16 protein-coding genes are annotated in these 13,898 nt (G+C 41.1%); 1 reads left to right on the forward strand and 15 read right to left on the reverse strand.

Annotated elements, in window-relative coordinates; all coding sequences use genetic code 11:
- Positions 1-28: 28 nt before the first annotated feature.
- The 3 genes from AC4QJR_RS24145 to AC4QJR_RS24155 all read right to left on the reverse strand — a co-directional run bounded on the left by AC4QJR_RS24145 (position 29) and on the right by AC4QJR_RS24155 (position 2,364).
- A complete protein-coding gene (locus AC4QJR_RS24145) occupies positions 29-262 on the reverse strand; it encodes a phosphoglycerate mutase (RefSeq protein WP_496524439.1) in 234 nt (77 codons plus the stop codon).
- A 14-nt stretch (positions 263-276) separates the two neighbouring features.
- Positions 277-1,140, reverse strand: coding sequence for a hypothetical protein (locus AC4QJR_RS24150; protein WP_496524440.1), 864 nt, complete (start codon positions 1,138-1,140; stop codon positions 277-279).
- Positions 1,141-1,401: 261 nt separating this feature from the next.
- Entirely contained in the window at positions 1,402-2,364 is a 963-nt protein-coding gene (locus tag AC4QJR_RS24155; protein WP_496524441.1) for a tyrosine-type recombinase/integrase, read from the reverse strand.
- Positions 2,365-2,765: 401 nt separating this feature from the next.
- Between AC4QJR_RS24155 and clpP the strand changes: the two genes are divergently transcribed.
- The gene (gene clpP, locus AC4QJR_RS24160; RefSeq protein ID WP_098572323.1) at positions 2,766-3,374 is read left to right on the forward strand and encodes an ATP-dependent Clp endopeptidase proteolytic subunit ClpP; all 609 of its coding nucleotides are present in this window, start codon (positions 2,766-2,768) and stop codon (positions 3,372-3,374) included.
- Positions 3,375-3,469: 95 nt separating this feature from the next.
- On the opposite strand, the gene AC4QJR_RS24165 is transcribed toward clpP, so the two are convergent.
- The 12 genes from AC4QJR_RS24165 to hisB form a co-directional block, all read right to left on the reverse strand.
- The gene (locus AC4QJR_RS24165; RefSeq protein ID WP_026567793.1) at positions 3,470-3,727 is read right to left on the reverse strand and encodes an HPr family phosphocarrier protein; all 258 of its coding nucleotides are present in this window, start codon (positions 3,725-3,727) and stop codon (positions 3,470-3,472) included.
- A 110-nt stretch (positions 3,728-3,837) separates the two neighbouring features.
- Entirely contained in the window at positions 3,838-4,788 is a 951-nt protein-coding gene (whiA, locus tag AC4QJR_RS24170) for a DNA-binding protein WhiA (RefSeq protein ID WP_098572322.1), read from the reverse strand.
- 60 nt (positions 4,789-4,848) lie between these two features.
- Positions 4,849-5,832 (reverse strand): gluconeogenesis factor YvcK family protein, encoded by a 984-nt coding sequence (locus tag AC4QJR_RS24175; protein ID WP_180230016.1) that lies wholly within the window; start codon positions 5,830-5,832, stop codon positions 4,849-4,851.
- Positions 5,829-6,722, reverse strand: a complete 894-nt coding sequence (gene rapZ / locus AC4QJR_RS24180; protein ID WP_496524442.1) for an RNase adapter RapZ — start codon at positions 6,720-6,722, stop codon at positions 5,829-5,831. The genes AC4QJR_RS24175 and rapZ overlap by 4 nt, the downstream gene beginning before the upstream one ends.
- A gap of 19 nt (positions 6,723-6,741) precedes the next feature.
- Positions 6,742-7,200 (reverse strand): 8-oxo-dGTP diphosphatase, encoded by a 459-nt coding sequence (locus AC4QJR_RS24185; protein WP_026567789.1) that lies wholly within the window; start codon positions 7,198-7,200, stop codon positions 6,742-6,744.
- A gap of 592 nt (positions 7,201-7,792) precedes the next feature.
- Entirely contained in the window at positions 7,793-8,743 is a 951-nt protein-coding gene (trxB, locus tag AC4QJR_RS24190) for a thioredoxin-disulfide reductase (protein WP_375375228.1), read from the reverse strand.
- Positions 8,744-8,843: 100 nt separating this feature from the next.
- Positions 8,844-10,337, reverse strand: coding sequence for a tetratricopeptide repeat protein (locus AC4QJR_RS24195; protein WP_496524443.1), 1,494 nt, complete (start codon positions 10,335-10,337; stop codon positions 8,844-8,846).
- Between the two features lie 97 nt (positions 10,338-10,434).
- Complete coding sequence (hisIE, locus tag AC4QJR_RS24200) at positions 10,435-11,052, reverse strand: bifunctional phosphoribosyl-AMP cyclohydrolase/phosphoribosyl-ATP diphosphatase HisIE (protein WP_496524444.1); 618 nt, start codon at positions 11,050-11,052, stop codon at positions 10,435-10,437.
- Positions 11,049-11,810 (reverse strand): imidazole glycerol phosphate synthase subunit HisF, encoded by a 762-nt coding sequence (hisF, locus tag AC4QJR_RS24205; RefSeq protein WP_496524445.1) that lies wholly within the window; start codon positions 11,808-11,810, stop codon positions 11,049-11,051. The genes hisIE and hisF overlap by 4 nt, the downstream gene beginning before the upstream one ends.
- Positions 11,807-12,532: a 1-(5-phosphoribosyl)-5-[(5-phosphoribosylamino)methylideneamino]imidazole-4-carboxamide isomerase gene (gene hisA, locus AC4QJR_RS24210; protein ID WP_496524446.1), complete on the reverse strand. Its 726-nt coding sequence runs from the start codon at positions 12,530-12,532 to the stop codon at positions 11,807-11,809. The genes hisF and hisA overlap by 4 nt, the downstream gene beginning before the upstream one ends.
- Positions 12,529-13,155, reverse strand: a complete 627-nt coding sequence (gene hisH, locus AC4QJR_RS24215; protein WP_496524447.1) for an imidazole glycerol phosphate synthase subunit HisH — start codon at positions 13,153-13,155, stop codon at positions 12,529-12,531. Before hisH ends, hisA begins: the two co-directional genes overlap by 4 nt.
- A 117-nt stretch (positions 13,156-13,272) precedes the next feature.
- Positions 13,273-13,860, reverse strand: coding sequence for an imidazoleglycerol-phosphate dehydratase HisB (gene hisB, locus AC4QJR_RS24220; protein ID WP_496524448.1), 588 nt, complete (start codon positions 13,858-13,860; stop codon positions 13,273-13,275).
- Between the last annotated feature and the right edge of the window lie 38 nt (positions 13,861-13,898).

Genomic DNA, 13,898 nt, shown 5'->3' on the forward strand with positions numbered 1-13,898 from the left:
AAAGCTAACTGTCTAGTGAAATTGAATATTAATATTCAAAAATTTTCTTCAATACCCCAATTGATATTTTTTTTAATTTGGTCAATATTGTATCTACACTGGTGACTAAGTCGTGTAATTTTTCATCAGCGGTAACGGAGAAATCTTCTCCGTTATTTTTGCTGGCTTTAATACTGCTGTTAATCAACTTTAAACAACTTTTGATTAAAGCTAAATCATTTTTGATTGCTGTTTTATTTAAAAAATCTTCGTTTAAATCCACTGCTTTCCCCACCTTTAATTATTTAACCAATCATAAAACGGAATTTCACCACTGCTACTGAACTCTATTTTTCCGTTTTTCATATCAACTTTATGTGCCATGTTTTTAATTGAAGCGTAGGCATATCCCCTAATTTTATCTGCTGGAACTCTCTTGTATGTATTGTCCTCAATTTTTTCATTAACGAATGTTTCTATGAGCGTTAACCATTGTTGTTTATTCCATCTACTCGGTGCAAATTCGGTGTAAAATTCATTACAGGCACTAATTAAAGCAATTTTAAATTTATTAGCGTTTAAATAATTGTCAATGCCTTGTAAATTAACAATGTTTCTTTTATCTTTATTTTGTTTTTCTTTATTTCGTTTTTCATATTTATTTATTAGGTGTCGATTTTCAACTGTTGATAGTGAATTGTTGACCATCAATTGTTGAGAATCAACAACGCAAGAATCCACAATTTTAGGATTATCAGCTTTTTTGAGTTGTTGATTTTCACCAATGGAAATTAAATGCGTAAAGCTTTCGGATATAGCGATTATTTTATATCCGCCTTGATTTATCTCTTCAATCATAGTTAAAACGTGACTATCGTCAAAAGCTACGTCACTGACGTTATAATAATACAAAGTCTTTTTCCCATCTCGATATTGAATTGTTACCCAGTAATTTTTCGCTTCCAATTCTTTAATTGCATTGGTAATCGGACCTCGACCAAACTTGCTGTACAATTGCATCTTACTGATTACCCAGCTTTCTGGTAATGACATTAAATGAGATATTAAACCGATTGAACGAATATCTTCAAGGCTTTGTAATGCTCCGTTGTGGATTTGAGCATAATCACTTGTTTTCCGTCTCTTAATAATTCCATTCATTTGGCGATTTCTCCTTTAGACTTCACCATAACAATCATGCTACAATGAAGTTGTAATTTTAGAAGAAACGTTCCCTTCTGGTCGGCAAACTGTGGGGGAACGTTTCTTTTTGTTTGTAAACTTTTACATATTAACACGAGCTTATTTTTTTCTAAATCTTTTTGTTAGCGGATTTTAACGCCCTCAACTCTGAGTTGGTTAAATCTGCTGAACTCAATTTTGAGTTGAGCTAAATCCACTGACCGCAATTTTGCGTTGAGTTCAATCAAAACCTTGTTCAATTGCCTGCTCTAAATCCTTTCCGTAAATTTCTACATATCGCTTTAAAATCTCAAGCGATTGGTGACCACTTAAACGCTGAAGAACAAATACATTTGTTCCTGCTTCAACTTTTAACCGACAAAATGTCCTACGAAAAGCATGAGGTGAAACTGATACTTGATTTTCAACCCCTGTCTCTTTGCCATAATGTTTTAATCGCTCTTGAACTGTTCTAGCTCCTAAAGGTTGATTTTCAATATTAATGAATAATAAATCATGGTCTAAAGCTCCACGTTCCTCGACATATGCTTTCAGAACCTGTTTTAAACGGTTTGTGAGTGGGATTCTACGAGCGTAACGGTTCTTGGCACGTTGGACATTGATTGCACCCTTTCCATCGAATGAAACGTCCTGTACACGTAGTGACGTTAGCTCGGTCAAACGTACCCCAGTGTGAGCGAAGGTTAACATTAGACTTAAATCACGTAAACCAACGAAGCTTGACACGTCTGGTGCGTTCAGTAAACGTTTCAATTGTTGCTTACTGAATGTCGCTCCTACTTCGTGCCTTTTCTTTAATTGCTGGATTCCATCAAATGGATTAGCGTTTATATACTTTTTCCGTAAGCAATAATTGAAGAATGTCCTTCCAGCTCGTAATCGTGAGTTAATGGTGTTGATTGCTCGTCCTAGTTCTTGCTGGTACTCAATAAAATTTTCAATGTGAACTATTTTTACTTTTCTAATGTCTGATAACGGAACTGATATTTCAGCAAATGCTCTGCCAATCTGTTTCAATTCTTTTTGATAAAATTTAACCGTTTCAGACGATAACCCTTTAATACGACAATGCTTGAAAAATTCTGTAGTGGCTTTTTGAAATGATGATGATTGCTCAATTTCTTCTAGCGTGGTTTCTAGTTTTTGAGCGATTGAAGTGGTGACGGTATTTCTTCGTTTCATGGCGATTCCCTCCCATTTTAATGGTCGAGGTTCGTCTTATAATTCGTGGTTGTTTTCGTGGTATTTATAGTTGAGCTGTCCCCATAAAAATGGACACAAAAAATGCCACAAACTCAGTAACAGAGCGGTGGCATTGTAAAGTTTATGATATGTAAATGTTTCACTTACGCTCGGCGTATCCGTTGCACCACGAGCGCTAAATTCTAACGACTTACATATTATATGCCAGTTTCCCGCACTTTGCAAGTAAAGATTTAGTTTAAAATTCTTAAAAATGGTTATGATGGATTAGGGAAAGTTGTCGAACAATTTTATAGTCAAATTGTTTGACCTTTATTGACCATCAGTGTATGATAACAATACATATTACTATTACCTTTACAATCAAAGGAGGAAGAAAAATGAATTTGATCCCTACAGTAATTGAACAAACAAACCGGGGCGAGCGAGCGTATGACATTTACTCCCGTCTGTTAAAAGACCGGATTATTATGCTGGGAAGCGCCATCGACGACCATGTAGCTAACAGCATTGTAGCACAATTATTATTCCTTGAAGCGGATAATCCTGAAAAAGATATTTCTTTATATATCAACAGCCCAGGCGGCAGCATCACAGCTGGTATGGCGATTTATGATACTATGCAATTCATCAAGCCAAAAGTTCAAACGATTTGTATTGGTATGGCTGCATCTATGGGTGCATTCTTACTTGCAGCTGGTGAACCAGGCAAGCGTTATGCCCTTCCAAATGCGGAGGTTATGATTCACCAACCACTAGGCGGTGCACAAGGACAAGCAACTGAAATTGAAATTGCTGCAAAGCGTATCCTCTTCCTTCGTGAAAAATTAAATGGTATTTTATCAGAACGGACAGGCCAGCCTCTTGAAGTAATTGCCAAAGATACAGACCGCGACAACTTCATGACTGCCGAACGTGCAAAAGAATATGGTTTAATCGACCACATTATCACACGTAATCTAATTGATGATGAGAAGAAAAATAAATAAGTAACAAAGAAGCAATCGGCATCGACCGGTTGCTTTTTTTATTCTTCTAAAAATAATAAAACAGCCGGTCCCATATGGAACCGGCCGCAAATATATTACTGTTCTTTTTGAATAAAATCAGCCAATGCTTCAATCGCGGATGCTTCATCGTCACCATCTGCCACGATATCAATCATGACACCAGAGCCAACCGCAAGACTCATTAAGCCCATAATGCTCTTCGCATTAACTTTCTTTCCATCCTTCTCCAGGAAAATATCCGCAGAGAACCGATTGGCTTCTTGGACAAAAAGGGCTGCTGGACGTGCTTGAAGACCAGTTTTCAATTTCACTTCTACTTGTTTCACTAACATTATACAATTCCTCCTCATGTTTTATTCGTCTATATTTCTTGAAGCTTATTCAAAAAATTTACTACCAGCTCATGTTATGGCTTTCACAAGATTACTTATGAAAGAATTTTCTATTCTGAGATCATCATATCCCCTATACGAAGCCTTTCCGCGATAGCATCAATTTTTCTCAAACGATGATTAATCCCAGACTTACTGATCGCACCGCCAGAAACCATTTCCCCCAATTCCTTAAGGGTTACATCGGTATAATTTAAGCGGAGTTCTGCAATTTCTCTTAACTTCTCAGGTAAAATTTGCAGACCGACTGTCTGGTCGATATAGCGTATATTCTCGACCTGCCGAATCGAAGCACCAATTGTTTTATTAAGATTGGCGGTTTCGCAATTTACAAGCCGATTAACTGAATTGCGCATATCACGAACAATTCGAACATCCTCGAAGCGTAGGAGTGCGTTATGGGCACCAACAATATTTAAAAACTCGGTTATTTTCTCTGCTTCTTTTAAGTAGGTAATATAACCTTTCTTGCGTTCAAGTGTTTTGCTATTAAGCCCAAATGTATTCATCAATTCGCATAAAGAATCATTGTGTTCTTTATAGAGCGAAGCAATCTCCAAATGATAGGAGGATGTCTCTGGATTATTGACAGATCCGCCTGCTAGAAATGCACCGCGGAGATAAGAACGCTTACAACATTTCTTCTTTACAAGTTCTGGTGAAATATCGTGAATAATCGTAAAACCTTCACCGATGATTTTGGTATCCTCGAGAATTTCCTTTGCTTGCTGGGATAAACGGACAATATAGACATTGTTTTTTTTCAAACGCATCTTCTTCCGAACAAGCAGCTCGACTTGGACATCATAACTCTTTTTTATTAATGTATAAATTCTTCTGGCAATCGCAGCATTTTCGGTTTGAATATCAACAACTAACTTTCGATTTGAGAATGAAAGGGAACCATTCATCCGAATGAGAGCTGATAACTCTGCTTGAATACAGCACGTTTTCACTTCTAAGTTAGTTAATTCTTTTTTCGTTTCCGAAGCGAAAGACATCCCTTTCCCCTCCATACTAAAAACACACTAGATTTATGCGTTTTTTAATAGTAACTATAATTACGTTTCATAACGCTTTTTGGTTTCAACTAAAAGCAAATTATATAAGATTTTTGCCACTTTTTTCGGGTCATGACGTAATGCGCCATTTTCTTGGTAAGCAATATCCGCATGAACCACTTCGAGCCCTAATTCAAACAGTTGCGGCAAATCGTAGACAACAGGATCGGCCAACTCTTCATTATAACGGAGCTGGATGTCCTGTGGAATTTCTTCATTATTCACAAGGATGGTATTAATAAATGCACAGCTCATATGATCATATAAGGCTTTTACATGATCACTTGCTGAAAAACCATGCGTTTCCCCGGCCTGGGTCATTAAATTACAGATATAGACCTTTTTGGCATGGGAGCGGCACAGCTCATCCCCGATTTTGGGAACGAGTAGATTTGGCAGAATGCTTGTATATAAACTTCCTGGTCCAATTATGATTAAATCGGCTTGACGAATCGCTTGAATAGTCTCTGGTAGAGGTCGAATATTCTCCGGCGTCATAAATACTTTTTTAATTCTTTTCCCAGAGTAGGGGATTTTCGATTCCCCTGAGACAATTGTCCCGTCTTCCATTTCCGCATGAAGAACAACACTTTGATTGGCTGCAGGCAAAACTTTGCCGTGAACATTTAAAATCTTGCTCATTTCTTGAATGGCGTGAACAAAATTACCTGTAATCGAGGTCATCGCCGCTAGGATTAAATTGCCAAGCGAATGTCCAGAAAGTTCATTCGATGTTTTAAATCGATGCTGAAACATTTCCTCAACGAGCGGTTCCACATCCGATAATGACGCTAACACATTGCGGATGTCACCAGGAGGAGGAATATGCAAGTCCTCACGCAAACGTCCTGAACTGCCGCCGTCATCCGCGACTGTCACTATGGCGGTAATATCGACTGGATACTGTTTTAATCCACGCAATAAAACTGGTAATCCTGTTCCCCCGCCTATGACGACAATTCGAGGCTGTCCGTAAATGCTCATGTAGTTTTTTCCTTTCTCCTCTCAATGTCACGATGAGAAATACATGTCTTGTAGTCCTTTTCGAAAAATTTACCTAGATACTCAGCCAGTGTTACCGAACGATGCTGTCCACCTGTACAACCAATTGCAATGACTAGCTGGGCTTTCCCCTCTCGCTTATAATGTGGAAGCATAAAGGAAAGCAGGTCGGTTACTTTTTCTAAGAACTTATGCGTTTCATTCCATTTTAATACATAGCCGGAGACATCTTCATCTAATCCTGTTTTAGGTCTCATATGCTCAATATAATGAGGATTTGGCAAGAAGCGCACATCAAACACTAGATCCGCATCAATGGGAATTCCATACTTAAAGCCGAATGACATGACATTGACTGTAAAGATTGATTGTTTATTCGCGGTAAATTCAGTTAATATTTTCTCACGAAGTTCCCTAGGTTTCATCAGGGAAGTATTGTAAATCACTTGAGCCCTGCCTTTCAGTTCTTCAAGAAGCTCGCGCTCAAGCGTTATACCTTCTAACGGCAGACCTGTCTGTGCGAGTGGATGTGACCGCCTTGTTTCCTTATATCTACGCACTAATGTGGAATCTTCTGCATCTAAAAATAAGATCCTCGGAGCTACCCAGGAGGTTTCTGCCAATTCATCTAATGCTTTAAAGAGATGATCAAAGAATTCTCTGCCCCGCAGGTCCATCACGAGAGCAACTTTATTCATCTTATTCCCGGATTCCTTCATAAGTTCAAGGAATTTTGGAAGCAGTGTTGGAGGCAGATTATCGACACAGAAGAACCCTAAATCTTCAAAACTTTGAATGGCAACAGTTTTTCCTGCACCAGACATTCCTGTAATAATGACCATTTGTATGTCATTTACCGCACCGGTACTCATGATTTATTCCCCCTATAAATTAGCTTGGATCTAATCGGTAACTGATTAGTTGAAAGTCTTTTGTATAAGTAAAAGTACCGTAAATAATTCCTTTTCCATGAATCATATAATCAAGAATATGATAATCGCCAGCGGCCATTGGCAAATTCTTCAATTGATCAATCATTTGCCACTCCAACTTGCCTTCCTCGGATTCGTCTAGATCGACTCCATCCGAATCAGTGGCCACAAATGTAAACATCATCCATTCTGAAAGCAATTGGTCATTTTCTTTCATAATCATTGTAAAAATCCCTTTTAATTGTGGATTTTTTAGATAGATTCCTGTTTCCTCACGATATTCCCTGATGCAGGAATCCCGGACAGATTCGCCTGGCTCCATTTTCCCGCCAGGAGCCACCCACCAGCCGCGGCGTGGCTTTTGCAGAAGCAATATTTTTCCGTCTCTAATCAATACACAATTGGTGACTCTTTGCACAGCATTCACCCTCTTTTACACAGCATCTGCATTTTAACAGCTCTCATTAGAGGCTTGGTCTTTTTCTATACAAACTCTCTCTGAGGCATGGCAATATTTCCTACTATAACTTTGAATTCATTCTTATTATTATACTATTTTTAGGATACAGTCACAATGAATACAAATTTGATATTTATGTTAAATTTAACAGTGGTTAGTTATGTTCTTGTAAAACATGGGGATATGAGCAGAAACCCCAAAAAAAAATAGCACAGGCTACGGGCCTGTGCATAAAAGAAATATATTTTTAAAGGGGGTCAATTACTGTTTCTATCATACCGTAACTATATTGCACAATTGTTACAGAAGAATTAAAACAGTTTTACGTTTTTAAATACCCCCTTCATATTTCTTTTTTAAGCTTTTGGCTTTGTTTAACTAGTCTGTTGATTTCCGTTTCAGTCGCTTCGCTTTCCGCGGGCGTTGCGGGGAGCCTCCTCGGCGCCTTTAGCGCCTGCGGGGTCTCCCCTGCCCCGTACTCCCGCAGGAGTCTTCGCGGCTGGAACGAAGGTCAACAGAGTGCAAATATCAACTTAAGCTTTAACACAATTTAACTTTTTTGTTTCATTCCCTCTTTAAGTTCTTCAATATAATGCTGGGCGCTTTGGGCTGCGATACTGCCATCCCCAGTCGCTGTTACAATCTGGCGCAGTGTTTTTTCACGAATATCTCCTGCAGCATAAATTCCCGGTACCCTTGTTTCCATCCGGTCATTCGTTTCAATATATCCATTATCATTGGTAATTCCAAGGCTCGTAAATGGTTTCGATAGCGGAACCATACCGATGTAAATGAAGACACCGTCAGCCGGTAATACTTGCTCTTCACCATTTTCGGTAGAAACGAGTGTGACACTGCCTACTTTGCCATCCTTGTCATTAATAGCCTTGATCGTGTGATTCCAAATAAAATCCACCTTCTCATTAGCAAAAGCACGGTCCTGAAGAATTTTTTGTGCACGCAATTCATTACGGCGATGAACGATGGTTACCTTGGAAGCAAAGCGGGTTAAGTACACACCTTCTTCAACAGCTGAGTCCCCTCCTCCAATGACGAATAATTCCTTTCCTTTAAAGAAAGCTCCATCACAAACCGCACAATAGGATACACCGCGGCCGCCAAGCTCTTTTTCCCCTGGAACGCCAATTTTCTTATATTCTGCACCCGTTGTAATGATGACCGCGTAGGCCTTGTATTGCTTGGAGCCTGCGACTACGATTTTATAATCGCCATGGTCTTGGATTTCTTTAATATCGCCATACGCATATTCAGCACCAAATTTTTTCGCATGCTCGAACATTTTAGTTGATAAATCTGGACCTAAAATACTTTCAAAACCTGGATAGTTTTCCACGTCCTCCGTATTGGCCATTTGTCCGCCCGGCATTCCGCGCTCAATCATTAATGTGGATAGGTTTGCTCGTGATGTATAAACAGCCGCTGTCATCCCCGCAGGGCCAGCACCGGCAATAATAACGTCATAAATTTTTTCATCTGACATGGTTTAAACACTCCCTATATAAAAAAAATACGATTAAGTAAGAATTATTGTTCCCTTACTTAATCGTATATAACAAATGTTTTATCGTCCACCAATTTGCTTAGTTCAAATATTTATTCACTATTTTCACATATTTACCAATGGTTGCGGATGAAATTCCATAACGATCGGCTACCTCTTGCTGTGAAACCTTTTCACTACGCAGTTTATGCCAAACATACTCGACGGCACCCGCCCAGGCACGTTTATTTTTCAATGGAAGGCTGTCTTTGGAAACCTCGACAAATACAGAAAACCACATCAAGTATAAACCGGACTCAATGGTGCCAATCGGTTGAAAGGTCTCATAAAAGAGTTCGGCCACTTCCTGTGCCTCGGCCGTCATCGAAGGTTTTCCCGAACGAATCAATGAGATATATTCCTTTTCCAAGGACGTAAATTTCTGATTTTGAAACAGTCGCTTGGAGGTGATGATTTCTTCCTTTTTACTCGATACAGTCGTGAGGAAAAGGGCAAATAAGCGTTCCTCCACATAGTCGCTGTCCAGTTTTTGAAAAATTGAACCGGAAAGGTCTTCAAAACCATTGGTTGGTGCATTTTCTTTGTTCCATGGTTCAGAGCCTTCTTTATCAGGATTAAGTTCCAGCACTTTTTTCCAGATATTTTTTGCGAACGTTTCATTGCCTGTGAAATAGGCAGAATGGGAAAGCCAGTAGTAAAACGGACTATCACCATCAAAGCCTTGCTTATATAATTTTTTCAACCATACATAGGCTAGGTCATATTCACCTACTAGAGCAAATGAGGCCCCCAGTTTGAATTGCTGTTCACTTAAAAGTGGTTGAATTTTCTTTAACATGTCAATCATACCGGCAACATCTTGTTCCTGCCCTTGATAATAGGCAAATACAAGCTGGTTACATAGGGCATGTAGATTACCTGGATTTCGCTCTAATACATCATCTAAAATGGATTCCGCCTTTTTTGTCTCCCCTAAATAAAAATAGGCGAGCGCCAAGTTGTTGTACGCTGACCAGTACTCTGGATAATCCTTGACGACATCTTTTAACAGTTCAATCGCTTTTGGAAAGTACCCTGACTCAAGCAGGTCACGAGCCTGTTCTTGTTTAACGATAAGGTCATCCTGCTGATACAGATCATCCTCAAGATCTTCTGATTCCAATGTAAGTACATCTAGTAAATCCTCAGTATCCTCGCTAAAGTCACCATCTGGATCTAGCTGTAAATACAGTTTGGCGTGGTGATACGCATCTTTAAAAAATCCCATATGGGCATAATTATTGGCCAAAAAGTAATGGCATTCCACCATTTCTTGATCTAGTTCTTCAAGGATGAGGTGCAAGAGCCGGTTGGAATGTTCAAACTCGCCAAGTTCTGTTGACACGATCGCCAACTGGCATATAATCATCGGTTCACCCGGCTCAAGCTGCATCGCTCGCCCAAGATATTTTTTTGCTTTTATAAAATCACGTCGATGGTATGCCTTTAAACCCTTCGTGAAATAATATTCCCCCGTAGGAACAAATGTAAGTAATTTTCCCATATGCTTTCTTGCTTTCGCGTCTTTACCCATGAAGTCCTCCACATTTTTAACATAACTAAGGTAGTATACCACACTAGGGAGATGTTCGAGAAGATACCAGAAAAAAAGCATAAAAAAACCAGTCGATTTACGACCGGTCCTTGTGTCTCTCTTCTAAAGTTCTCAAAACTTCCTTGAATGGAAGGCCTTGTTCAACGAGTAATACCTGCAAGTGATAAAGGAGATCAGCTGCTTCCCAACGCAGTTCCTCTGCGTCGCGGTTTTTCGCTGCAATAATTACTTCGGCCGCTTCTTCACCAACTTTTTTCAAAATCTTATCGACGCCTTTTTCAAACAAATAGGTGGTGTAAGCCCCTTCTGGACGCTCACGTTCACGGTCAACGATGACTTTTTCAAGCGATTGTAAGATCTCATAGTCTGCCAGACTTGATGTCCCCGTATAGCCTCTTTCTGTAAAACAGCTAACCGCACCAGTATGGCATGCCGGCCCCTTTGGATATACAAGGACTAATATTGCATCTTGGTCACAGTCATAGTTCATGCCGACTACGGTCTGTGTATTTCCGCTTGTTGCACCTTTATGCCATAATTCCTTGCGAGAACGGCTGTAGAACCATGTTTCGCCAGTTTCAATTGTTTTGGCGAGCGACTCCTCGTTCATATAAGCGAGCGTTAATACTTCTTTTGTTCCAGCATCTTGAATAATCGCAGGCACTAACCCTTTTTCATCAAATCGTACATTCATCGAACCGTCACTCCTTTTTCCCGTAAATAGCTTTTTACTTCATGAACAGATGTCTCTTTATAGTGAAAAATGGACGCAGCGAGAGCCGCATCTGCTTTTCCGGCTAAGAACGCTTCCTCGAAGTGTTCCGAATTCCCTGCCCCGCCCGAAGCAATGACAGGAATAGTTACCGCTTCGCTGACTGCCTTCGTCAGCTCCAGGTCGAATCCATTCTTCTCACCGTCACTATCCATGCTCGTTAGTAAAATTTCACCCGCACCCAGACGGGCAGCTTCGCTAGCCCACTCAACAACTAATTTGTCTGTCGGTGTTCTGCCACCGTGGGTGAATACCCGCCATGTTCCCACTTCTTCATCATATTTCGCATCGATTGCGACAACAATGCATTGCGAGCCAAAGTAGCTGGCACCTTCCTTGATCAGTACCGGGTTAAGGACCGCTGCCGTATTCAGCGACACTTTATCCGCGCCGGCACGGAGGATTCTTTTCATATCTTCCAATGCATTAATGCCCCCGCCTACCGTAAACGGAATGGCCAACTCAGAGGCGACCGCCTTTACGACTTCAACCATTGTTTTTCTGCCTTCAACAGAGGCAGAGATATCTAGAAAAACAAGTTCATCCGCTCCCTGTTCATCGTAAAAGCGCGCTAGTTCAACCGGATCACCGGCATCGCGCAGCTGCACAAATTGGATCCCTTTGACCACTCGGCCATCTTTTACATCCAGGCATGGGATGATTCTTTTTGTGAGAGTCATCGGGAGCCACCCACTTTCAGGGCCTCTTTTAGCGTAAAGCGGTTTTCATAAAGGGCTTTTCCGACGATTGCTCCTTGAATCCCTTGCGAAGCAATGGCTTGTAAGTCTGCTAGACTGCTCACTCCGCCGGAGGCAATTACATTTTTCCCCGTCACTTCAGCCATTTCACATACAGCGGCGATATTCGGACCGGCTAGTGTTCCATCCGTAGCGATATCCGTAAAAATAAACGTCTCCGCCCCGGCTTCTGCAAAGCGCTTGCCGAGATCGACGGCCTTTAATTCTGAAGTATCCAGCCAACCGTGTGTCGCGACATAGCCATTTTTAGCATCAATGCCGACGGCAATTTTCGCACCGTATTTTTTGATCATATCGATGGCAAATTCGGGGTTAGAAACTGCAATACTGCCAATGATGACACGGTTCACACCATTCTCAAGATAGTGAAGGATATCCTCCTCCGAGCGAATACCGCCGCCAATCTGAATATTTACATTTAACTTTTGCGCGGCTTCAATCACAAACCGGTCATTGACCCGCTTGCCATCTTTTGCCCCGTCAAGGTCCACCATGTGAATCCACTCGGAGCCGTCAGCTGCAAAACTTTTGGCCATATCAAATGGCGAGTCACCATAAATGGTTTCTTGGTCGTAGTCCCCTTGGAGAAGTCGGACGCACTTGCCGCCGCGCATATCAATTGCTGGATAAATCGTTAAACTCATCGGACTGCCTTCCTTTCCTCCACCATTTGTAGAAAATTAGCGAGCAGGGCCATGCCCAGCTTGCTGCTTTTTTCAGGATGAAATTGCATCCCAAATATATTATCTTTACCCACAACCGCAGATACTTGTTCGTTATAATTAGCCTTTGCCAGTAACACATCGGAGTTTTCCGCATCCACATAATAGGAATGAACGAAATAGACATAGTCCTCTTCTAAGTTTTTTAATAGCGGGGATTCTTGGACAAATTCAAGTCGATTCCAGCCCATATGCGGAACTTTGTAGGTCTGTCCTTCCGGCGTTTTCCCTGGAAAACGGCGAACACGGCCCGGTAACAATCCTAAACCTTCTGTCGGTCCATTTTCCTCACTTCGTTCAAACAGCAATTGCATCCCGAGGCAAATCCCAAGGAGCGGTTTACCTGATGCCGCAAATTCCTTAATCGTCTCTACTGGCAAACGCTCCATCGCATCCCGAAAGGAGCCCACACCTGGAAGAAGTAAAGCATCTGCCGCCAGCAGCTCACCCTTATCAGCCGAAATAAAATACTCAGCACCGAGCCGTTCCAATGCCTTGCTAACACTAAACAGATTTCCCATTCCATAGTCAACAATGCCAATCATCTAAAACCATCCTTTCACGGTGCCTATCCTTGGTGCCTGACACCTAAGTTATGTTTTTCACATGGTGCCTGACACCACTACACTACATACCATTACATTACACTACACTACTTTTTTCTAGAGCATTCCTTTTGTCGAGGGAATGCCTTTGATGCGCGGGTCGATGGTTGTTGCTTCGTCAAGGGCACGGCCGAGCGCTTTAAAGACGGCTTCGATCATATGGTGGGTATTTTTTCCGTAATGGACGATGACATGGAGATTCATCCGGGCCTCAAGTGCAAGCTTCCATAAAAATTCATGAACCAGCTCAGTGTCAAAGGTGCCCACTTTTTGTCCTGGGAACTCGGCACGCATTTCTAAATGCGGACGATTACTGAGGTCAACGACAACCTGTGCCAATGCTTCATCCATTGGTACAAAGGCATTCCCGTAACGCTTAATCCCGCGTTTGTCACCTAAGGCTTCACGTAAGGCTTGTCCAAGACAAATACCAATATCTTCTGTTGTATGGTGGTCATCAACTTCTGTATCCCCATTGGCATTCACTGTTAGGTTGAATTGTCCATGTTTTGTGAATAAATCAAGCATATGGGTCATAAACGGTACGCCCGTTTCTAAAGTAGACTGACCTTCCCCATCCACATCTAATGTTAATTGAATTTGTGTTTCATTAGTGTTTCGTTCAATACTTGCGATTCTTTCCATGAAATGGGACCCCCTATTTATTGTGCAGTACGATTATT

This window comes from Neobacillus sp. BP17 (assembly GCF_059579525.1).